Raw genomic sequence first — 21,402 nt, forward strand, 5'->3', positions numbered from 1 at the left:
CATCGACACCCGCGTACGGCCGTTCTCCGATATTGACGCGCTCGCCCGCGTGGCCTGACCGCGCCAGGTAACGTCCCGCACAAGATCGCCCTCGGGTGCCCACGACAGGAGACGCAATGAAGAAACAGACGACCGTCCGCGGTATGGCAGCGGCGGCCGCAGTTCTCAGCTTGGCCCTGGCCGGCTGCGGATCGGACGGCAAGAGCGAGTCCACCAGCAGCGCCGAGGAGAGCACCAGCACCACCTCCGCGGAGGCCACCGAGACCAGTGCCGCGACGTCCAGCGCGGCGGCCGCACCCGCCGGCGAGAACTACACCATTGCCGAGTACATCAAGGACAACGGCATCACCGAGGCCCAGATCAGGCGCGGCGCGGACGGGGCGCCCACCGTGAATCTGCCGACGCCGCCGGGATGGATCGATGCCGGGCCGGGCACCCCGGACTGGGCCTACAGCCAGATCGTGTACACCGATCCGTCGATGCCGCCGCCGCCGCCCACCATCACCGCGATCATGTCGAAGCTGACCGGCGATGTCGACGGGGCGAAGGTCCTGGAGTTCGCCGCGGGCGAGCTCAAGAACCTGCCCGAGTTCGACGGGCCCGCCGAGGGCCAACCCGGCAAGCTCGGAGGGTTCGACGCCGTCCAGGTCGGTGGCACCTACGTCAAGGACGGCAAGAATCTGCTCGTGGCGCAGAAGACGACGGTCATCCCCGCCGATGACGGCGTGTTCGTCCTGCAGATCAACGCCGAGGGCACCGAAGAGCAGATGGGCCCGCTGATGGACGCCACGTCGGCCATCGACGAGGAAACGACCATCACCCCCTGAGCGCGGCTGCCGGGCGACCGGCCGGTGGACAGTTCACAGGCTGGGTACCGCGTGAATGGGCAGATCGCTGAAAACCAATGTGAGTCGCAGAGGTCCGATCCGATCGCGGAGCTCGGCGTAGGTATGCGCGCGTAGGTTGTCCTGCTCCGCGACGGACATCACGCCGCCGTAGGAGACCCGCAGATCGATCTCGGCGGTCTTGCCTCGGCTGATCGCCAGTGCGTCGACAAGGACGAGGTGGTGGTCGAGTTCGTCGGCGTGCTCGGCATTCACGGCGGCGATGGCGTTCTCGACGGCGGCGTCGAGAGCCGGGTCGGCACGCTGCCCGGACAGCCGTGCGAACTCGCGGCGGATCTGGCGGATGGGCTCACCGACGAGTAGCAGACAGAGGACGATCACGATGATGCTGTCAGCGATGTCCTTGATATCGAAGTCCGGCGAGGTGATGACGGTGCCGTCCGGGATCACAATCACCAGAACCAGCGACGCGCAGATCCCGCCACTGATGATGGCTTCCATTTTTGCCGCGGTGGCTTCGACCCGCAGGAGAGCTGACGCCCCACCGACCGAACGATTGTTGCGTTCGTGATTCCACTTGAGGGCCAGGCAGACCAGCACACATACCGCGGTGTACACGGCAGCCAAGCCGAACTCCGGTTCGGTGCCCACTCCGGTGAGGAGGTAGTCCACCACCTTGATCCCGTTGATCACCAGACCGACGAGCACCACTCCGAGGATCATCAGCGAACGAAACAGGGCGTACAGGTTCTCCAAAGCCAGGCGGCCGTACGGGTTGTCGGCGTCGGCGGGCTGCGACGCAGTCACCGCCAGGCGTGCCGCAATGAAGGCTGCTGCCGCATTGATCAGCGAGATCACGCCATCGAGCTGAGTAGCCGACACCCGCGTTATCGCGTAGATGGCGAACCCGAGTACTGCCAGGCCGAGCATGGTGAACATGTAGGCCCGTAGGCTGCGACGCTCGGCTACCAGCACCATCGACTCCGTCGGCACCGCCATGGGTCCTCCTGTTGACGAGCATTTCCGGAAGTCAGGCGCAGGGGATAATTGCCGTGACCGTTAATTTAACCGGCCGGGACGGCAATCGCGGCTCGGACCCGGCCGTGTCGGTGACGTGCCCGCGCCGTATCACCCCCTAGGCGCGCGATATCGCCGACGCGGCGGCGATCTGCTCGGCGGTCGGCCGCACCCCGGTGTAGCGCTCGAACTGTTCGGCCGCCTGCCGGGCGATGACCTCCGCGCCGGTAATCACCGTCGTGCCCGCGGCGCGCGCGGCGGTGATCAGTGGCGTCTCCGACGGCAGCGCCACCACATCGAAAACCGTTGCGGCCGCAGCGATCACGTCGTCGTCGAAGGCCTGCTGGTTTTCCCCGGCGGCGCCGGCCATCCCGATCGGTGTGACGTTGACGACGATCGGGGCGCGCAGCGACCCGACCTCCGGCGCGTACCGGTAGCCCACCCGCTGCGCCAGCGCACGCCCGGCATCGCCGTTGCGCGCCACGATGACGCCGCTGCCGAAGCCGGCGCCGGTGAAGGCCGCCGCCACGGCGTTGGCCATGCCGCCGCTGCCCCGGATGATGACGGCATCGTCGGTGTTGAGCCCGTGCTCGGCGATCAGGCTTTGCACCGCAAGGTAATCGGTGTTGCAGGCCCGCAGATACCCGTCGTCGTTGACGATGGTGTTGACCGATTCGATGACCTGCGCCGAGGGTTCGATCTCGTCGACCAGCGCCATGACCGCGGATTTGAACGGCATGGACACCGAGCAGCCGCGGATGCCCAGCGCCCGGACCCCGCCGATGGCGGCGGCGATATCGGTGGTGGTGAAGGCCTTGTAGAGGAAATCGAGGCCGAGTTCGTCATACAAATAGTTGTGAAACCGGGTGCCGATATTGCTGGGCCGCGAGGCCAGCGAGATGCACAGCGTGGTGTCCTTGGACAGCGGCGGTCTCACCAGCTCACCGATCGCATGGTGCGGCGCGCCATCTCGGCGATCTCCTGGTAGATCTCCGGACGCAGCGACAGCGACTCGGCCGCGGGCACGTCCACCTCGGTGATGACCACATTGAGATCATCGCGCACCCAGTGCGCGCCGGCACGGTCCATGATGGCCCGCATGGCGTAGTTGTCCGAGAGCACCCGTGCGGTGAACCGGGTGACGCCGCCCACGTGGGCGGCGACCGCCAACGCATCCATCAGAAAGGTGCCGATGCCGTGGCCCTGGTAGATGTCGGCCACGATGAACGCCACCTCGGCGGTGCCGGCCCCGTGGCCCTCCCGCACGAATCGGGCGTCGGCCACCACGGGCCCGTCCGCGCCGGCGGTCATCACCCAGACGAAGTGGTCGACGTAGTCGACCTCGAACAGGTAGGCCATCAGCGCCGGGGTGGGCACGCGGGTGCTCTGGAACCGCCGGTAGAGCGTCTCCGAGGAGAACTCGATGGGCCCGCTCACGGTGCGCACGTTGTCACCGGGCAGCACCGGGCGCAGGTGCAGCACCAGATGATCGCGCAACGCGATCTCGATCGGGGTGATGTAGGCGGCCAGCCGCTGCCGGGCGGTGCGCACCATACGGTTCATCGCCTCGGGGAGTTCCAGCAGCGCAGCGAAGGCCTCCCGGTTGCCGGCCCAGCCCTTCAGTTCGGTGGTCGCCACCACGGTGGCGTTGCGCGGCTTGTCACGCAGCAGGGCGATCTCGCCGACGACGACACCGGGCCCGAGGTCCGAGACGGTCACCGAGCCGTCGTCGCCGACGTGCGTCACCTGGGCCTGCCCGGAGCCGATGAGCAGGAAGGTCAGCGCCGTTTCCCCCTGCCGCATCAGCACCTGCCCGGGCTCGGCGACCAGCGGTTGCAGCTGGGCGGCCAACGGCCGCAGGGTCTGCGCGGGACAACCGCCGAAAAACTCCAGCGCGGCCAGTTCGTCGGCACGGACAGCGGTCACTCCGGACACCTCACGAGGCTACGGCGGCACCGACGGGGTCGGCAACAACAGCCGTCAACTCATTTGCTATGAGCGCGCACAAACCAGCAGTTCGGGACGGTTTCTACGCATGAGTCAGATAACTGTGGCAAACTCCGCGTATGACACAAGCGCTGCGCCGTACTCGCGGCCGTCCCCGAGCAGCTAATGGTGCCGAAACCCGTGAGCGGATCATCCATGCGGCCCGGCAGGTTTTCAGCGAACTTGGCTATGACGCGTCCACCTTCCAGGCGATCGCCGAGCGCGCCAATCTGACCCGCCCGGCGATCAACCACTACTTCGCCAACAAGAAGGATCTGTACGGACAGGTACTGGCGAGCACCAACTCCGCGCTGTTCGACGCCGGCGTGCAGGCCGCGGACGGCGAGTCGACGCTGGCCGGCAAGTTGTCGGCATTCATGACCGGGATGATGGCCGCGCACCGCGAGTTCGACTCGGCGGCGGCCTTCCTGGTCACCTCGATGCTGGAGGCCTACCGGCACCCCGAGCTCAAGAATGACGATTACGCGCCGCGCGATGATGTCCGCGCGTTCTTGAGCAGTGCCGTCAGCGACGCCGCCGAGAGCGGCCAGCTGGCCGAGGACGCCGACGCCGCCGCCCTGGTGGAAATGTTGCTGGTGTTGATGTTCGGGATGGGCTTCTACGCCGGGTTCGTGGGGACCGACACCGAGGTGGCCGCGGTCATGGACAAGTTGCAGAAGTTGTTGTCCAACCACCTGTGGACGTTGCGGGAGCCCGCCGCGAGCTGACGGCTTGCCGGCTTCCCGTTCGGATGCGACGCTTCCCCGAAGCGTCGCATTCGGCATTTTTGGGATCGTCGTGCAATCTTTGGAGAACGCCATTACCGGTCGTGGACGCGACCGGCAGCGACGAGAGGATCCGCCGACGATGACCCGCGTTGACCCGCTGCACCCCAAACAGTGGCCGCCACAGATGCGCGACGCCTTGACGGCCATGAATCCCCCGGTCCGCCGGCACCCCCCGTTGCCGACCGAGGGGCGACCGAAGGGGATCAACGTGTTGGGGGCGCTGGCCTACCACCCGGAGCTGGCCAAGGCGTTCTTCACGTTCAACGGCCACCTGCTCTCGGCGACGTCGCTGACGCCACGGCAGCGCGAGCTGCTCATCCTGCGCACCGCGGTGCTGCGCCAGTCCGAGTACGAATGGGCTCAGCACGTGGTGATCGCCGGCGACGTCGGCATCTCCCGCGCCGAGGTGGCCCAGATCGCCTGGGGGCCGGATTCCACGCTGTGGTCCGACGCCGATGCCGCGCTGCTGCGCACCGCCGACGAACTGGTCACCCAGGGGGTCATCGGTGACGCCACCTGGGCCACCCTGAATGCACACCTGAGCACACCACAGATCCTGGACGCCATCTTCACCGTCGGTGCCTACGAGACGCTGGGCTGGATGTTGCGTTCCTTCGGTGTCGCACTCGACGACGATGTGCGGGCACACCTGAGCGGCAGTTGAGGACCGCGGCCGCACGGGTGTGACCCGGCTCTCATGCCGCGGGCGGGTTCGCCTCCTACCACGGTCGCACATCAAGATCGACCCCGGGCACGATGCCGGGTGGGCGCCGTATTCGTAGCGTCGAATCATGACACAAGCCCATCCCCTGACGGGGTCGCCGGCGGCGGCGATACCTCTGCCGCACATCAGTTTTCGACAGTGGGGAGACCGAGTCGCAGCTTTCCTTGCTGCGGCGCGGCCGACCCGCAAGAAGCCGCGCCACCGGGCGGTCCAGCGGGAGGCATTCATCGAAGACGCCGCGATGGCCCGCGAGATGTTCCGGCTCTAGCCGCCGGGCCGCGCCAGTACCGCCACGAATTCCCGCAGCGGGTCGGCGGAGGTGGCCACGTCACCGACGAAGGGGTGCGCCAGCTGCAACACCAGGAAGAGGTTGGTGGCCACCAGCACGCCGACGATCGCCACCATCGGGTAGTGCATCGACGGTTTCTCGACGCCGTAGATGATGGCGGTACCCAGCACCATGGCGCTGGTCAGGAAGATGACCGCCCACAGCGGCCACGGGATCCCGTCATCACCGCGGGCCTGCAGCACCCGGACGGTGCGCGCCTGGCTCACCTTGTCGAGATTTCCGAAAGACGTTGCCAGGAAGGTCTTCTGAGTGTCATTGACCGGCCGGATCTGCTCGTAGGCCCGGTACACGTCGGCCAGCGCCGCATCGGCATCCGCCGTCGAGTGACCGCCCACGATCGGCCACTCCGCCAGCGACGCCTGCCCATAGGCCAGCAGCCGGTCGCGCACACGTTGGCCGTCGGCCTCGTCGAAGACCACCGAATCCCTGGCCAACTGCACCGCCGCGGCACCTTCGGCCCGGATGTTGCCGTCCGCGGTGTTGATGTGGCCCCACATCGCCGAGACGACGAACCCGATGAAGAAGGCATACACGAAGCCGATCACGCCGTAGGTGAATCGGGTGACGTCGTTGTGGTCCTCCCCCGCCAGGTGCGGGTATCTGCGGCGCACCACACGTTGCAGCAGCACCGCGCCGCCGGCAATCAGGACGATCAGCGCAACGAGCAGCACCCCCGCCGGGATGTGGCCGACCAGCCAAGCACTCATCGCCTGACTGTAGAGCGCAGCGGGGACACCACCGCGCACGCCGCGGCGCGAGGCTGATCCAATTTCACTGACGGTCGTCATTGACGATCGTCAGTCATCCCTCTACGGTGAGTGCCATGGCAGCCAATGCCCTCTCCGACGCCCCGCCGACAGCGCGAGAAATCCGTCGGCGCGAAACGCGGGCCCGACTGTTCGAGGCGGCCGTGGCCGAGATCGGGCGATCCGGATTGAACGGTGCCGACGTCAGCGCCATCGCCAGCGCCGCCGGCGTCGTACGCGGGACGTTCTACTTCCACTTTCCGACCAAAGAGCATGTCCTGGTCGAACTCGAACGCAACGAAGAGGTCCGCATCGTCGCCGCACTCGGCGACCCCGCCACCACGTCGCTGGAGTCGATGCTGGCCGATCTGGTGCGCGAGACGCTCACCTCCGAACGCCGCCTGGGACCCGTCGTGTTCCGGGACATGCTCGGCCTGCACTTTTCGTCGACCCGCCCCGCCGAGGACGAACTGGCCGAACACCCGCTGGCCGAGTTCGTGGTCACCGCAGTCTCCGCCGCCCAGGCATCCGGTCAGGTCGCACCCGATGTCGACCCGGCGGAGATCGCGCTGTTCTTCTTGACCGGGCTCTTCGCGCTGCTGGCCACCGGCGCCCACGACTCACACCACGCCGACGCGCTGTTGCGCCGGTACGCCACGACCATCGTCAAAGGAGTGCAAACACGATGAACGACAACGGAATCGAAGGCTACCGCGAGTTCCTGCTGCGACGCGACGGCGAGGCCGACCTGCTCAACCGCAGGCTGGCCAATCGCGAGGACTTCTTCGCCGAGCTGCAAGCCAACCCGGTGCGGTCCGCTCGTCCTGCCGATCGGGATCAGTTCCTGCGCAATCTGCGTCACCGACGCCCCGAACCCGGGCTGGATCCCAAGATGCTGTTCCTGTTGGCGACCGCAAAGCTCAACCAGGCCGAGCGGTTCGGGGTCGGACTCGGGGAAACCTACGGCCGCAACAGCGCTGCCGACCTCCCGCCGGAGCGGGTCTATCTGGAGCTGGAGGAGCACTACCACACGCGGCTGCTGGCCTACGTGCTCGACATCTTCGACCTGACCTTCGAAGTGGTGCCGCCGCCAGTTGTGCTGCGGCAGTTCGTCAAGGCCGGAGTGTTCATGCCCGAGCGACTCGGATTCCTGTTCGTCGGTGCGGCGGAGATGGCCGGCTGCGTGATGTTCGACGAACTGCGGCGCACGGGCATCGAACTGTTCGCCGACGAGCCCGACGTCAGCGAGCGCATCGAGCGGCTCTACGCCGAGATCCTGATCGATGAGATCGGCCACGTCGGTTACTGCGCGTCGCGCTGCACGCGGGCCGAGCGGGCCGTGATGCGCCGCCTCTACCCTCTGATCGTCCGGTTCTTTGCCTACCAGACCGCCGAGATCGGTCTGCTGGTCGATCCGGCGCGGCTGCGTGCCCGGTTGGCTCGCCCGTTCGATGTCGCGGAGCTCACCGCCGGACTGCGCAACGAGACCTACCTCGTCGCGCACCCCTGATCACATCCGCAGCGTGATGGCCAGCAGGGCCAGCACACCCAGTCCGGCGATCAGCGCCGCGACAACCGAGGCGATGGAGTAGCGCATCGGCCCGAACTCCGCACGCAGCGCCGCCAGCTCCTGGCGATGCTGCACCCAGGCCAGCGCCAGCGCGCAGATGCCGATGACGACCATGACGGCGCCGACCAGCTGCGGGCTGACGTAGGGTTCGCGCAGGCGTTCACTCTCGGAGAGCACCCGGAAAATCTGGTAGATGGTGAACCCGAAGGCGATCAGCGAGGTCGCCGTCCTCGTCCAGGCCATCAGGGTGCGTTCCAGCGCCAAGCGGTTGCGTTCGGCAGCCAGACGGGTGTTCGCATCGACCGGCGGATCGCTCATCGGCACAGCTGCAGCATGACACAGGGCGTCAACCCGGTGCGCCGACCACCGACAGCAGCTGCACTTTGTCGTAACTCTCACTGCCGGGTGCCGCCGTATAAACCAGCAGCGTGTGTGATTCGTCGGGGTCCAGCAGGATCTGGCAGTGCAGTTCGAGGTCGCCGACCTCGGGGTGGATGTAGCGCTTGGTCTCACGCGGCCGGACGCCGATCTCGTGCTCGTCCCAGAGCGCGCGGAACTCGGCGCTGCCGGCGACGAGCAGCTCGGCGAACCGCGCCGCCTTCGATTCCGGGCCGCGCAGTGCCGCCACCCCGCGCAGCCCGGAAACATACATCCGCGAATAGAACTCGTGGTCCTCGGGCGGATGAAGCGCGCGGGCCGCCGGGTCGGTGAACCACCGGTAGCCGATACTGCGCGACGGACCGGTGAACCGGCAGAGGTCACCGAAAAGTGCGACACCCAGGGGTGTCTGGCGCAGCGTCTCGCCGAGCTCGGTGACGATCTCGGCCGGGGTGTCGGTGAGCCGGTCGAGGATCCGGAGCATCCCGGGGCCGATGTGATCGGTGCCCGCCCCCCGCACCGGCGGACGGTGCCCGGCCAGGGTGAACAGATGGTCGCGCTCAGCGCGGGACAGGTGCAGGCCCTGAGCGATCGAGGCGATCATCTGTTCGGAGGGGTGCGGGCCGCGTTCGCGCTCCAGCCGGGCGTAATAGTCCGTCGACATGTGGCACAGCGCGGCGACCTCCTCGCGGCGCAGCCCGCTGGTCCGGCGTCGCCGCCCCCGGGGCAGGCCGACATCCTCGGGCTGCAGCGCGCTGCGCCGGCGGACCAGGAACTCCGCCAACCCCGCTCGATCGATCATGGCTGCCATTGTCCCCCGGGGCCGGCGCCGTAACCACGGATCGTCAGACCGTGGTTACGGCGCCGCCCGCCCGGCAGTCTCGCAGTCATGCCACCCAGAACGTATGACCTTGCCCTTCCCGATCTCACCGGCCGACGCGCGGTGGTGACCGGCGCCAGCGACGGGATCGGGCTCGGCATCGCCGCCGGCTTGGCCGGCGCGGGCGCCGAGGTGATCATGCCGGTGCGCAACACCGCGAAGGGGGACGCCGCCGTCGACGCCATCCGGGCCCGGCACCCGCAGGCGAAGCTGTCGCTGGAGGCACTGGATCTGTCCTCGCTGGCGTCGGTCGGCGCGCTCGGCGCGAAGCTACGCGCCGAGGGCTCCCCGATCCACCTGCTGGTCAACAACGCCGGGGTGATGACACCGCCGGACCTGCAGCGCACCATCGACGGGTTCGAGCTCCAGTTCGGCACAAACCATCTCGGCCATTTCGCGCTCACCGGGCACCTGCTGCCACTGCTACGGGCGGGTCGGGCACGAGTGACCTCGCAGACCAGCGTGGCCGCCCGCAGCGGGTCGATCAACTGGGCTGACCTGAACTGGGAGCGCAGCTACGACGGGATGGCTGCCTACCGGCAATCCAAGATCGCGGTCGGGCTGTTCGGCCTGGAACTGGTGCGACGCAGCGCCGCAGGCAGCTGGGGTATCACCAGCACTATCGCGCACCCCGGTGTGGCGCCGACGAGTCTGCTCGCCGCGCGCCCGGAGGTCGGCCGGGACACCGACACCACCGAGGTCCGGATGATCCGGTGGCTGTCGGCGCGCGGCCTGCTCGTCGGGACTCCCGAGACCGCCAGGCTACCGGCGTTGCAGGCGGCGACAGCCACCGAACCCTCGGTGTTCTACGGACCGCAGTGGCCGGGTGGCGCCGGCGGCCCGCCCGGGCCACAGAAGCTCTGGAAACCGTTGCGTGACAGCGCAAATGCACGTCAGATGTGGGACATGTCGGAGCAACTCACCGGCGTCGCATTCGGCTGACGCAGCCGGCCGCGACGTCCTAGACCTCTACATCAGGCACCAGCGATGTCCATCGCGTGCTTCAGGCCGCGACCAGCCGGATGGGTAGCCGGTCGTGGCGGTGGATGATGTTGTTGATCCCCCACGTCGGCTCGGCGGCCACCTCGATGCGGTCGACGCGCTCGATCAACGCCTTGAGCATCGCCGTGGTCTCCAGCCGGGCCAGACCTTGACCGGCACAGGCGTGTGCGCCGCTACCGAACCCGACCTGGCGGCCGGCGTCGTTGCGGATATCGAAGACGTCGGGAGCGTCCCATTCGCGTTCGTCACGGTTGGCCGAGGCGTAGAGCACCAACACCCGGGCACCGGCCGGCAAGCCCACGTCGGCGATGACGCTTGCGCGCGCAGTCTTGCGGGTGAACGCCCGCAGCGGTGATTCGTAGCGAACCACTTCGTTGATGGCGTTCGGAATGAGCGATGGGTCGCCCTTGAGCAACTCCCATTGCTCGGGGTGGGTGGCGAACAGATACACCGCACTGGAGATCGCACTGATCGTGGTGTCCAGCGACGGGGCGATGTAATCGATGAGCAGCGGCGGCACTTCCTCGACGGCGAGGCTGCCCTCGTCGACGGCGGTCAATAGTTCGTGGGCCATGCTGCCGGGCAGCACGTTGCGTTCACGCACCACGCGGCGCGCGAAGCGCAGCATGTGCAGGCTGCGTGGTAGAGCCTTGATCGACTGCAGGTTCGCGGGTCCGAGGATGTCGAATGTGGCTGCAGCCCAGTCGAGCAAGTGGGCGCGTTGATCGCTGGGCCACCCCACCAGATCGGGCACGATGGCCAACGGTAGCGACGTGGCGAGGTCGGCGACCGCATCCACCGTCTTGCGCGACACGGCCTGCTCGACGATGGAACGCGCTTGGTCATCGACGGCATCGCCGAGGGTGCGCAGAGCGCGCGGCATCATCCGGTGAGCGACGAGCTTGCGGCGTCGGTCGTGGTCGGCGCCGTCGCTGTTCAGCGTGGTGCCGCGGGAGAGTCGATTGATCAGTGGGTTGGCCGCGACCCCATGACCGGAGAGGAACAGGTCATCATCGCGCAGCGTGGCCTTGCATTCGCTGTACCGCGGCAGGGCGTAGAGGCGATGGTGGGTCAGCCACACGACGGGCCCCAGCTCGCGCATCGCACGGTAATGCGGGTAGGGGTCGAGAATGGCTGAACGACTGTAGATGTCGGGCCGGTAGGCCGGCACAGACGAGGGGTGACGAAGCACGCGGATCATTCCTAATCGTGGTGAACGACACCGGTGGACGGCGACGTTGGCGGGCTGAGCGGTCGGGTGTGACGCTCGGGCAAGTCCGGTGGACGGCGCCCGAGTAGGAAGCGCGGGACGCCGTGGCACACTGCGGTGAGGTCACGGCCGGCGGTCATCACGGTGCCGTCCGGCCTGACCACCACGGCCTTGACGTAGTGGCGGCGCAGCCATCGATCCAGCTCCGATCCTGCGGCAGCGTGGACGATGCGAGCGCCGCGCGCGGTGACGATCTGCTGCTGCCCAGCGGTCAGGGCAGCCCGAGTGATCACACCGAACCCGACGCCGACTTGATCGTCGAGACGAATACCACTGTCCAGAAGCGCATTCGGGCACATATGGCCGGCGATACCACGTGTGGTCGCGGAACGTCGGAGCACGGTCGACGATCGAAGCGGCGGGGTTCGTGAGTCGGTGACCTTCGCGCGCAGTCCCGGCACCGCATGCAGGTGCGGCAACACCAGGGAGCGCGCGACTGCGCCGAGCCGTCCCCCAGCGGTCATCGCACGCCCCACGTTCAGCGCCAGCGAAATCATGTGCCGTGTGTGCGGGCGCCGCTCGGCCTGGTAACTATCGAGCACGCTGGATAGAAGATCTTTGTGGTGCACGCCGGCAACCTTCCATGCCAGGTTCATCGCATCGCGCAACCCGGCGCCCAAGCCCTGCCCGACGAACGGCGGGGTGAGGTGGGCGGCATCGCCGAGCAGGAAGACATTGCCATCCCGCCAGCGGTCGGCAAGCTGGGCGCGAAAGGTGTACTCGGCCACCCGGATCACCCGAAGATCGGACTCGTCAACATCCCGCGTCCACGGTGCGATCAACGGGCGCAGGTCGGCCAGGGTGGCATAGTCGTCGACCGTTTCGCTGTCCAGCAGCCGGAATTCCCAGCGGTAGCGGGTGGACCCGATGCGCATATAGGTGCCCGCGCGGTGGGAGTCGCAGAGCTGGTGCACACCCTCCCACTGCCGCAGATCGGCGTCGGTCGCGATGTCGACCACCAGCCAACGCTGGTCGAACCTCAGATTGCGCATCGAGGCACCGATTGCGCTGCGTACCATGCTGTTCGCACCGTCGCAGCCCAACACGAAGTCGGCGGTGACGTTTGAGTGCGCCCCGGTCGAGCGATCCCGCACAGTAAGGCGCAGTGGCTGGGCACCCGAGCCCACCGCGAGGTCGAGCACCTCGATGTCACCGCGTAGGCGGGCACGCGGGTGCCGAGTCAGATTGGCGCGCAGCAGCTCTTCGAGTTGGGGTTGATCGAACATGCTGGCCGCCGGAAAACCATGGCGAGTCACCCCGGTGTCGCGGTCGAACTGGGCCAGTACCGCCATGTGGCGATCGATGAGCCGCAGGCCGTGGGCGGGACGGGAAATCTCGGCGAACTCGCCGGCGATGCCGAGCCGGGCCAGGATCCGGTAGACCTCGTCGTCGAGGTGAACCGCACGCGGCTGCGGATACACCTGCGGCCAGCGATCCAACACAAGGCAGTCCACCCCATACTGGGCCAGCAGCGTGGCGGCGGTGATCCCGGTGGGCCCGCCACCGACGATCGCGACCGGAACATGTTCGTTATGAGAGGTATTCGCCTCGGTCATGACTGTCGAATCTCATGGTTCACCGAGAACGACTTCACCAACCGTTCCACGGCGGCGCGATCGGCGCCCGGCCCGAGGGTGAGCACGACGGTGGGCAGCCCGGCACTGACCTGGCCCACGATCTGTACCACCCCAGGCTCGTCGGCAAGGGCTTCGGTCAGCGCATGCTCGGCGGCGGTGGCGCGCAGCGCAACCTTGTAGGGCTTGCCCACATCGGTGACCGGGATCGCGTCGATGATGGTGACTGTTTTGGGGGTCGCGGCGCGTTCGCTGATCCGCTCGCCGGCGAACGCGGTCAATTCGTCACCGCGCACGGTCGCGCCCGGTCGCAGCGTGACGAATCCGACCGGGACTTCGCCGGAATGGGCGTCGGGCCGCGCCACTGCCGCGGCCGCGGTGACGTCGGGATGAGCGAGCAACGCGTCCTCGATCACCGCGGGGTCGATGTTGTGCCCGCCACGGATGATGAGGTCTTTGGAGCGTCCCGCCAGATAGACGAAGCCGTCGTCATCGACGCGGGCCAAGTCGCCGGTGTCGAGCCACCCGTCGCGCAAGGCACCACGACCGTCGAGCACGTAGCCGTCATCGTCGCGCCGGGTGACGTACCCCGGGAAGACGGTCGGTCCGTTGATGACCAGCCTGCCGACCCGACTGGTCGAAACCTCCTGCCAGGAACCGTCGTCGCCGACCTCGACGACCTTGAGCCGCTGATAGGGCATGCGCTGGCCGACCGAACCGGGCCGAGGGTGATCGGGGAAACTGCGCGCGCTGGCACAGGTCGCCTCGGTGAGCCCGTACCCTTCGACCAGGTTCACCCCGGTGGCATTGCGGAAGTCCTCGCGCACGGTGTCGGGCAAGGCCGAGGCGCCCGACACCGCGGACGTGAGGGTGGAGATGTCGGCGTTGACGGGGATGTGGGCCAACACCGCGTACACCGTCGGGACGGCGCTCATCGCCGCCAGTCGGTAGTGCGCCACGATGCGCCAGAAGTTCTGGTAGAGGCCCATGTCGCGGTATCCCAGCGGCCCCGCCCACACGACGGGCTGACCGCGCAACAGGGGGGCCAGCAGGGTGACGATCAGGGCGTTGACGTGAAACAGCGGCAGCGCGGCGAAGACCACGGCGTCCTCGTCGAGGTCGGCGCTGAGCGCGACCATCCAGGCGTCGGCGACCTCGTTGCCGTGGGTGTGTGCGGCCAGCTTCGGCGTGCCGGTGGTGCCGCCGGTGTGAAACAAGGCGGCCAACTGTGCCGAATCCGCCTGCCCACCAACGAGTGGTCGCGGGTCCTGTTCGGCGGCCAGGGCCGACAGATAGGCCACCGTGACGCCCGGCAGGGCCGGAAGCGGTTGTGGCGCATCGCCCGCAAGCGTCGGGCGGAGCAGCAGCACGGTGTCTATCAGGCCCGCGGCGGCCAGGTCCGCGGCGTGTTGCACGCCGGCGGGGTCGAGTTCGGGTGCCGCGGTGATCAATACCCGGGCACCTGAGAGCCGGGCCAATTCGGTGACGTGCTCGCCGGACAAGGATCCGTTGATCGGCACCGCGATACCGGCGGCCTGCGCCGCCAGCGTGGCGGTGATCAACTCGTCGCAATTGGGACTGATGAGCAGGACCGCATCGCGCCGCTCGATACCGCACTGCCGTAACGCCTTTGCCGTCCGTGTCACGTCGGCGGCGAGTTCACCGAACGTCCTCCGCGCATGTCTCTCGTAGTCGGTTCCGTCCGGCAGGACGGTGATCGCGGTGCGATCCGGCCACAGTCGCGCGGCGCGCAGGACGACGCCGTAGGTGGACTCTGGAAGTCCGCGACGTTCCAGCGGAACCTGTTCGATCGCAGCGAGGTCCTGCGGCGACTGGGCGGCGGGCCACAGCGCGTCGACGCTCACGCGTGCCGCACCGTCAGCCGCTGGGTGCCCAGGTCGAGGACACCGTCGTCGGTGGCGATCGAGGCCTCGACGACGTCGCCGTGCCCCAGGTACTTCGGATTCTTGGCCTGCCGGGAGAAGAACGCCTTCCACTTGACCGCGGGTGGCAGCAGGTTGCCGATCATCTCGATCGGCTTGGGCGGGGCGGTCAATGCGGTTCCCGCCGGGGTTCCGGTGAGGATGAGATCGCCGGCCGACAGGTCCTGGAACCGGGTCAACGACTGCAGGGCCTGCAGCGGGCGGTACAGCATGTCACCCTCGACAACCGCGTTCTGGCGTTCGTCGCCGCTGACGCTCAGCCGTAGCCGCAGGTCGCCGAACCGGGCAAGTTCGGCGGCGTCCAGGAGCACCAGCGCGGGCCCCACCGGGGTGAAGGTGGGGTACGACTTGGCCTCGTAGAACTGGGTCTGCGGCAACTGGATGTCGCGGGCCGAGACGTCGTTGGTGACCGTCAGTCCGGCGATGACATCAGCGAGGTTCGCGTCGGTGATCGCGGTACCCACCGGAACATCTCGCCCGATGATCAGGCCGATCTCGATCTCGTAGTCCAGCAGGCCCACGTGTGCGGGTCGCACGATGTCATCGAACGGGCCGCTGATCGAGGCCGATGACTTTCGGAAGAAGGTCAGCGGAACGGTTTTCGGATTCATTCCGGAATCGCGGACGTGGGATTCGAAGTTGGTCATCTGTGCGATCACCCGGCACGGTGCCGTGACGGGCGAGCACAGCGCCAACTCGTCGACGGCGACCGAACCCTCAGCGGCCGCGGCGTCCTCGATCGCTGCACGGTCAGCGAGCAGCTCGCTGGTGCTGGTGGCGGCTGTGGAGATTCTGGCAGCGCCGGTGGGCGTCTGGACCCACCAGGCGTCTTTGGTGCGCAGGACGGAAATGGTCACGAGGCAGCAACTTTCAGTAGGCCGACGAGGCGGTTGAGGTCGAATTCGTTGTCGCCACGCAGGGCGGCGAGCATCGAGGTCACTTGATGTCGTGCGGCGCGCGGGCTGGCGTCGAGGAAATCCTTCGTGGCCGGCGGCCCCCACTGCGCCAGTCCCGACGCGGTGAACGGGGCCCAGCCCGGCTCGAGGGTGTTGTCGAACACGTCACCGTCGGCGAAATGCTCGACCAGAAACCCGTCGGGGTCGCGCCAGTAGTCGAACAACTGGCTGCCCTGGATGTGCCGACCGATTCCCCAGGATCGTTGGTATCCGCGTTCTTTCAGATATTCTCCGCCTGCCGCCAGTGCGTCGAGGTCGCTGACCTCGTAGGCAGAGTGGATGTAGCGGTCGGCAGGGCCGAGCGCCAGCGCAAGGGTGTGGTGGTCGGTCGGCGTGCTCCCCCGGTCACACCGGATGAAGCTCATGGCCGGTCCGCGCTCACGCTGACCGGGAAAGAACAGAAAGTCGCTGACGATCATTCCGAAGGTGTCCAGATACCAGTTCAGCGTCTGGACGTAGATGGTGGACTGCAGCACCACGTGGCCGAGTCGTTGGACACGCGCCGGTACCCGCGGCGGCCGCACCGTGGCATTGACCCGGGCCACACCGGAGCCTGCGTTGATCACCTGCGGTTGCTGTTCTGGTTGCGCGGGAAGTTCATGCTGGCCGGCAACGACTTTGACCGGCGTACCGCTGGGGTCGGTCAGCTGAACACCGATGCCTCCGATCACTTCAGGAAGCCGGAGCACCGGAGCACCCGTCTTGTCGGCAAGGCGCAGCACGTCGACCTCGTCGGCGGCCCGCAAGGCCAGTCCGGCGAAACGCGTGCGGGGGCCGCGCCGCAGGATCACACACGGCGGACCCGCCGTTGTCCCGCGTAGGTGCAATTCCTGCGGATCCCGGAGCGCAATCCCGAATCCGAACGCGCGGGCAAACGCCTCGGCCCGCATCAGGTCGGGTTTGGTGAACTCCAGCCACGCAATATCCGCCACGCGAATCGTCGGGTTCTGCGAGCGGCCGGAATGCTCGCCGCGCTCGGCACCCCGTTCACTGTGCAGATCCTTGTGACCGTCCTGCCTCGGTGTCACTACTCGGGCCATGTTCCACCCCCTTTCTCGTATCTGAGGAAATCGTCACATACGCTCAAAAGATCAGTCAAGAGTATCTGACGAAATCCTCAGAATTGATGCGCGCTGGTATCCTCCCGCCATGGATCAGCCTGAACACAGCGGCGCCGCGTCGCCGGACATGCCGATCAGCCGACTTGAGCGGCGCAAGTTGCGCACCCGTCGCGCCCTGGTGCACGCGGCCCAGGGCTTCATCGCCCAGGGCAAGCTGGGCGTGCCGATCTTGGAGATCACCCAAGCCGCCGATGTGGGCATGGGGTCCTTCTACAACCATTTCTCGACCAAGGACGAGTTGTTCGAGGCCGCCCTGACCGACGCACTCGACGATCTCGGGGCCGTCCTCGACAGTTTCACCGGCTCCATCTCCGACCCGGCCGAGGCCTTTGCCGCCAACTATCGCCTGAGCGGGCGACTGTTCCGCCTGCGCCCGCAAGAGGCGGCATTACTGCTCGCGCATGGCGATTCACTGATCCTGTCGAATCGCGGGTTGTCACCGCGAGCGCTGCGGGACATCACCGCGGCCGTCGACCAGGGACGGTTCAAGATCACCGACCCCGAGCTGGGACTGGCCATCGCCGGGGGCATGTTCGTCGGCCTGGCCACGCTACTGCGGGAGCGACCGGAACGTGACACCGAAGCCACGGTGGACTCGGTGACCGAACGTCTACTCACCACACTCGGCATGACACCCAAGCAGGCCAAGACACTGTGCCACAAGCCATTACCCGATATTTCGGCGCTGCGCGACTGGCCCAACGAGTGGCCGGCCCCGTTGGCACACGGCGCACCCGCCGCGCACTCCGAGTAACACACCGCGGCCATCAGCCACCCACGGCCCGCGAGGTGGCTGAATGGTCACTACGTCGGAAATTGTCGGCCCGCGGTGCCGAGCGTAGCTAGCACGCGGCCGATGGCCCGGGCGGCGCAACAATCGAGGCAGATTCGACGCTGAGGACATCAGGTGCGCCAAGAACGGCGCGTAGAACGCGGAGTGGAGCTAAGGGGAATCGAACCCCTGACCTTCTCGATGCGAACGAGACGCGCTACCAACTGCGCTATAGCCCCTTGAACGATATGCAGGCTACCAGTAACCCTGGCGGCAGCCGAAACCGGTGGCTACTGCCCCGCCGCCCGCGGCAGGTCGTAGCCCCGGGCGAACCGGGCGTACTCCAGATGCTCGAACACCGGGTCCTCATCGTCGATGTCCAGCACGGCCGCACCCGGGCGGCGCAACCGCGACGGCACGACGTCGAACTCTCCATCCTCGGTGTTCTCCACCCCCAGCCGGGACCGCATCATCCGCTGCGCGCGCCGGCGCCGCACCTGCTCCTCGATGCGGGTCTGGCGCCGCAGGTAGCCCAGGTAGAGCACGGTCACCGTGGTGACCGTGCCGACCGCCCACCACAGCGTCGGCGACAACACGGCGGCGAGCACCGCGGAGAGCACCAGCGTCACCGCCATCGACATCAACACGCGCTTGCGGAAGGTGTACTTGCGTGCGCTCACCGCCTGCGCGGTCTTGGACTCGTAGCGGTTGCGCCGCGCCGAGGCCATCGACGCGGCCAACTCGGGCTCAGTGTCGGCCTCGGCTTCCAGACCCGATGAGTCCTCGACGTATTCGTAATCGTCGTCGGTGAGGTCGTCCTCGGTGAGATCTGCTTCGGCGGCCGGCTCCTCGGCGGCGATGTCCTCTGCGGCTACGTCCTCGGCGTCCTCTTCGGCCGCCGCCGCTTCGGCCGCGCCGAAGTCCAGCGTCAGCTCCTCGGTCTGCGGGTCGGCCTGCCGCTGGAACGACTCGCCGATGGGCAGCGCGCCGGAGTCCTCGTCGACGACGTCGACATCGAGGTAGGGAGACTCCGCCGACTCCTCGACGGCGGCGGCCAGCACCACCGCACGGCGGCGCGCGGGTTCTTCGCCGCGTTCGTCGTCGAGATCGTCGGCGAACTCGCCTTCGTATTCGGCGGACGGCTGCCAGTGCGGGTCACTGTTGTGCCCGGCAGCCGCGCGCGGACGCCGCAACCGAGCATTGCGCCCCGAGTTGAGCACGCGGGTCGCCAACGCGATATCGCTGGTGCGCCGGACATTGTCCCGTTTGCTCACCAACATCGGCACCAGCACAAAGAGCCAGAGCACGACGAGGGAGATCCACAACAGAGATTGGGGGATGCTTGGCATGACGCCTTTCCTTTCCCCTTCAGGCTAGGTCCGTGACCAGCGCATCCATGGGCGGCGCGCCGATGTCAATTACACACCTGTAATTCACCGGATACAAGCACCATGAGTCACATAAGTCACACGAGTAACAATTGCCGACGCCGATTCGCGCGTTTCCGGCGTATTCGCGGCTACGCGAGGCGCGGGTACGCGAGTTTCGCCGCAGAACTCAGGTCCAGCTGGCCCGCCCCGACCGCACCAACTTCGCGGCCACCGAACCGTCCGTCTCCTCGACGGTCATCGCGACCAACAGGTGGTCGCGCCACCCGCCGTCGACGTCCAGGTACCGCTTGAGCAGGCCTTCCTCGCGCAGACCCGCTCTGGCCAGCACCGCCCGGCTGGCCAGGTTCTCGGGCCGCACCGTGGCCTCAACCCGATGCAGCATCACCGGCCCGAACGCGTGGTCGAGGCCCAGTGCCAGCGCCCCGGTCGCCACCCCGCCGCCGGTGTACTGCCGGGCCACCCAGTAGCCGATCCAGGCCGAACGCAACGCGCCGTGGGTGACATTGCCGATGGTGATCTGGCCGGCGAACTGCCCGTCCAGTTCGATGACGAAGGGCAGCATCCGGCCCCGGCGCGCCTCCCCCCGCAGACCCGAACACACCGCGGGCCATGACGAAAGCGCATGGCGCATTTCCCAACTCACCTCCGAGCTGGGCTCCCACGGCTCCAGATGTTCGCGGTCGGCCAGCCGCAATCTGCTCCACTGCGCGCCGTCGCGCAGCCGCACCGGTCGTAGCCCGACGACGCCCGCAGGCACCCGGATCGGCCCGACCGGCACCGGCCACCCCGGATGCGCGGGGTTGGTACGCCAGCGGTTCACGTCTCAGCCGCGTTGCGCGAGGAAGGCGACGTCCACGACCTCGCCGGTACGGATCTGCTCGGCCTCGCTGGGCACGATGACGAGGCAGTTCGCCTCGGCCAGGGTGGCCAACAAATGCGAGGACGCCCCGGGCGCGCCGCCGAGCGCCTGCACCAGATACTCCCCGGTGTCCTGGTCGCGCATGAGCTGCCCGCGCAGATAACCCTTGCGGCCCGCCACCGAGGTGATCGGGGCCAGCGTGCGCGCCTGGATCACCCGCCGCATCGGCTGACGCTTCCCCAGCGACATCCGGATGAGCGGACGAACCATCACCTCGAACACCACCAGCGCGCTGACCGGGTTGGCCGGCAGCAGAAACACCGGGACACCGTCGCGACCGAGTTGCCCGAAACCCTGCACCGATCCGGGGTGCATGGCGATCCGCACCACTTCCATCTCACCGAGTTCGGAAAGCACCGCGCGCACGGCTTCGGCCGCCGCACCCCCGACCGCACCGGCGATCACCACCACTTCCGAGCGGCTGATCTGCCCCTCGACGACTTCGCGGAGTTTCGCGGGATCGGTATCGACGATGCCGACGCGGTTCACCTCGGCACCCGCATCGCGTCCGGCCGCGGCCAGCGCGTAGGAGTTCACGTCATAGACCTGGCCGTTGCCCGGGGTGCGCGACACGTCGACGAGTTCGCCGCCCACCGAGAGCACCGTCATCCGCGGCCGCGGGTGCACCATCACCTTGTCGCGGCCCACCGCCGCGAGCAGACCCACCTGCGCGGCGCCGATGATCGTGCCGGCCCGCACGGCCACGTCGCCGGGCTGCACATCGTCGCCGGTGCGCCGCACATAGGCACCGGAGCGCACACCGCGCAGCACCCGGACACGGGACTGACCGCCGTCGGTCCAGCGCAGCGGCAGGACGGCATCGGCGAGGGTCGGCATCGGCGCACCGGTCTGCACCCGGGCCGCCTGGCGCGGCTGCAAGCGGCTGGGTGTCCGCGCGCCCGCCTCGATCTCGCCGACAACCGGCAGGCTCACCTCACGGTTGAGACCATCGTCATCGGTGCCGCCCACCGAGAGCACGTCCACGCTGCGCACCGCGTAGCCGTCGATCGCCGCCTGGTCGAACCCGGGCAGCGGCCGTTCGGTCACCACCTCTTCGGCGCACATCAGACCCTGGGATTCGGCGATCGCCACCCGCACCGGCCGGGGAGCCACCGCGGCGGCCGCTACTCGAGCCTGCTGCTCCTCAACCGACCGCACCGCACGCCTTTCT

General features: G+C 67.8%; 22 protein-coding genes and 1 tRNA gene. 8 read left to right on the top strand and 15 right to left on the bottom strand.

Translation table 11 applies throughout. The features are described from left to right. The first annotated feature begins 116 nt into the window (after window positions 1–116). Window positions 117–827, top strand: a complete 711-nt coding sequence (gene lpqN / locus A7U43_RS24175; protein ID WP_068000057.1) for an envelope biogenesis lipoprotein LpqN — start codon at window positions 117–119, stop codon at window positions 825–827. A 33-nt stretch (window positions 828–860) separates the two neighbouring features. Here the strand turns inward: lpqN and A7U43_RS24180 are convergent, their stop codons facing one another. The 3 genes from A7U43_RS24180 to A7U43_RS24190 form a co-directional block, all read right to left on the bottom strand. Further along, complete coding sequence (locus A7U43_RS24180) at window positions 861–1,844, bottom strand: cation transporter (RefSeq protein WP_068000059.1); 984 nt, start codon at window positions 1,842–1,844, stop codon at window positions 861–863. A 136-nt stretch (window positions 1,845–1,980) separates the two neighbouring features. Further along, window positions 1,981–2,802, bottom strand: coding sequence for a shikimate 5-dehydrogenase (locus A7U43_RS24185; RefSeq protein ID WP_068000061.1), 822 nt, complete (start codon window positions 2,800–2,802; stop codon window positions 1,981–1,983). Then, entirely contained in the window at window positions 2,796–3,797 is a 1,002-nt protein-coding gene (locus A7U43_RS24190; protein ID WP_068000063.1) for a GNAT family N-acetyltransferase, read from the bottom strand. The genes A7U43_RS24185 and A7U43_RS24190 overlap by 7 nt, the downstream gene beginning before the upstream one ends. A 131-nt stretch (window positions 3,798–3,928) precedes the next feature. Between A7U43_RS24190 and A7U43_RS24195 the strand changes: the two genes are divergently transcribed. The 3 genes from A7U43_RS24195 (at window position 3,929) to A7U43_RS24205 (ending at window position 5,628) form a co-directional block, all read left to right on the top strand. Then, window positions 3,929–4,576, top strand: a complete 648-nt coding sequence (locus tag A7U43_RS24195; protein WP_068000067.1) for a TetR/AcrR family transcriptional regulator — start codon at window positions 3,929–3,931, stop codon at window positions 4,574–4,576. Window positions 4,577–4,715: 139 nt separating this feature from the next. After that, on the top strand, window positions 4,716–5,300 hold the full coding sequence (locus A7U43_RS24200) for a carboxymuconolactone decarboxylase family protein (RefSeq protein ID WP_068000069.1): 585 nt from the start codon (window positions 4,716–4,718) through the stop codon (window positions 5,298–5,300). A 127-nt stretch (window positions 5,301–5,427) separates the two neighbouring features. Beyond that, window positions 5,428–5,628, top strand: coding sequence for a hypothetical protein (locus A7U43_RS24205; RefSeq protein ID WP_068000070.1), 201 nt, complete (start codon window positions 5,428–5,430; stop codon window positions 5,626–5,628). Here A7U43_RS24205 and A7U43_RS24210 read toward each other — a convergent pair. Then, window positions 5,625–6,416 carry a bestrophin-like domain gene (locus tag A7U43_RS24210; protein WP_068003650.1) on the bottom strand — a complete coding sequence of 264 codons (792 nt, stop codon included), beginning with the start codon at window positions 6,414–6,416 and terminating at the stop codon, window positions 5,625–5,627. The two genes, A7U43_RS24205 and A7U43_RS24210, sit on opposite strands and share 4 nt — an antisense overlap. Before the next feature lie 116 nt (window positions 6,417–6,532). Here A7U43_RS24210 and A7U43_RS24215 point away from each other — a divergent pair, with 116 nt between their 5' ends. Together A7U43_RS24215 and A7U43_RS24220 are read left to right on the top strand one after the other, a co-directional pair. Further along, window positions 6,533–7,144 (top strand): TetR/AcrR family transcriptional regulator, encoded by a 612-nt coding sequence (locus A7U43_RS24215; protein ID WP_068000072.1) that lies wholly within the window; start codon window positions 6,533–6,535, stop codon window positions 7,142–7,144. Then, entirely contained in the window at window positions 7,141–7,965 is an 825-nt protein-coding gene (locus A7U43_RS24220) for a hypothetical protein (RefSeq protein WP_068000074.1), read from the top strand. Before A7U43_RS24215 ends, A7U43_RS24220 begins: the two co-directional genes overlap by 4 nt. Here A7U43_RS24220 and A7U43_RS24225 read toward each other — a convergent pair whose 3' ends face one another. Continuing rightward, window positions 7,966–8,343: a YidH family protein gene (locus tag A7U43_RS24225; protein ID WP_068000076.1), complete on the bottom strand. Its 378-nt coding sequence runs from the start codon at window positions 8,341–8,343 to the stop codon at window positions 7,966–7,968. It abuts the gene before it with no gap. Between the two features lie 28 nt (window positions 8,344–8,371). Further along, complete coding sequence (locus tag A7U43_RS24230) at window positions 8,372–9,205, bottom strand: helix-turn-helix transcriptional regulator (protein WP_068003652.1); 834 nt, start codon at window positions 9,203–9,205, stop codon at window positions 8,372–8,374. An 87-nt stretch (window positions 9,206–9,292) separates the two neighbouring features. Between A7U43_RS24230 and A7U43_RS24235 the strand changes: the two genes are divergently transcribed. After that, window positions 9,293–10,225, top strand: coding sequence for an SDR family oxidoreductase (locus A7U43_RS24235; RefSeq protein WP_068000078.1), 933 nt, complete (start codon window positions 9,293–9,295; stop codon window positions 10,223–10,225). 61 nt (window positions 10,226–10,286) lie between these two features. Here A7U43_RS24235 and A7U43_RS24240 read toward each other — a convergent pair whose 3' ends face one another. The 5 genes from A7U43_RS24240 to A7U43_RS24260 all read right to left on the bottom strand — a co-directional run bounded on the left by A7U43_RS24240 (window position 10,287) and on the right by A7U43_RS24260 (window position 17,068). Further along, entirely contained in the window at window positions 10,287–11,387 is a 1,101-nt protein-coding gene (locus A7U43_RS24240) for a cytochrome P450 (protein WP_231963452.1), read from the bottom strand. A 101-nt stretch (window positions 11,388–11,488) separates the two neighbouring features. Further along, window positions 11,489–13,111 (bottom strand): bifunctional 3-(3-hydroxy-phenyl)propionate/3-hydroxycinnamic acid hydroxylase MhpA, encoded by a 1,623-nt coding sequence (gene mhpA, locus A7U43_RS24245; RefSeq protein WP_082902289.1) that lies wholly within the window; start codon window positions 13,109–13,111, stop codon window positions 11,489–11,491. Then, the gene (locus tag A7U43_RS24250; RefSeq protein WP_068000084.1) at window positions 13,108–14,994 is read right to left on the bottom strand and encodes an acyl-CoA synthetase; all 1,887 of its coding nucleotides are present in this window, start codon (window positions 14,992–14,994) and stop codon (window positions 13,108–13,110) included. Before A7U43_RS24250 ends, mhpA begins: the two co-directional genes overlap by 4 nt. After that, on the bottom strand, window positions 14,991–15,929 hold the full coding sequence (locus A7U43_RS24255; protein WP_068000086.1) for a fumarylacetoacetate hydrolase family protein: 939 nt from the start codon (window positions 15,927–15,929) through the stop codon (window positions 14,991–14,993). Before A7U43_RS24255 ends, A7U43_RS24250 begins: the two co-directional genes overlap by 4 nt. Then, window positions 15,926–17,068 carry a VOC family protein gene (locus A7U43_RS24260; RefSeq protein WP_068000087.1) on the bottom strand — a complete coding sequence of 381 codons (1,143 nt, stop codon included), beginning with the start codon at window positions 17,066–17,068 and terminating at the stop codon, window positions 15,926–15,928. Before A7U43_RS24260 ends, A7U43_RS24255 begins: the two co-directional genes overlap by 4 nt. A gap of 109 nt (window positions 17,069–17,177) precedes the next feature. Between A7U43_RS24260 and A7U43_RS24265 the strand changes: the two genes are divergently transcribed. Further along, window positions 17,178–17,903, top strand: a complete 726-nt coding sequence (locus A7U43_RS24265) for a TetR/AcrR family transcriptional regulator (protein WP_068000089.1) — start codon at window positions 17,178–17,180, stop codon at window positions 17,901–17,903. Between the two features lie 184 nt (window positions 17,904–18,087). Here the strand turns inward: A7U43_RS24265 and A7U43_RS24270 are convergent. The 4 genes from A7U43_RS24270 to glp form a co-directional block, all read right to left on the bottom strand. After that, a tRNA-Ala gene (locus tag A7U43_RS24270) sits at window positions 18,088–18,160 on the bottom strand. Between the two features lie 51 nt (window positions 18,161–18,211). Continuing rightward, on the bottom strand, window positions 18,212–19,270 hold the full coding sequence (gene sepX, locus A7U43_RS24275; RefSeq protein ID WP_068000091.1) for a divisome protein SepX/GlpR: 1,059 nt from the start codon (window positions 19,268–19,270) through the stop codon (window positions 18,212–18,214). Between the two features lie 208 nt (window positions 19,271–19,478). Further along, complete coding sequence (locus A7U43_RS24280; protein ID WP_068000093.1) at window positions 19,479–20,132, bottom strand: GNAT family N-acetyltransferase; 654 nt, start codon at window positions 20,130–20,132, stop codon at window positions 19,479–19,481. A 3-nt stretch (window positions 20,133–20,135) separates the two neighbouring features. Then, window positions 20,136–21,389, bottom strand: a complete 1,254-nt coding sequence (gene glp / locus A7U43_RS24285; protein ID WP_068000096.1) for a molybdotransferase-like divisome protein Glp — start codon at window positions 21,387–21,389, stop codon at window positions 20,136–20,138. Window positions 21,390–21,402 lie beyond the last annotated feature (13 nt).

This window comes from Mycobacterium adipatum, assembly GCF_001644575.1.
In the GTDB taxonomy this organism is placed as follows: domain Bacteria; phylum Actinomycetota; class Actinomycetes; order Mycobacteriales; family Mycobacteriaceae; genus Mycobacterium; species Mycobacterium adipatum.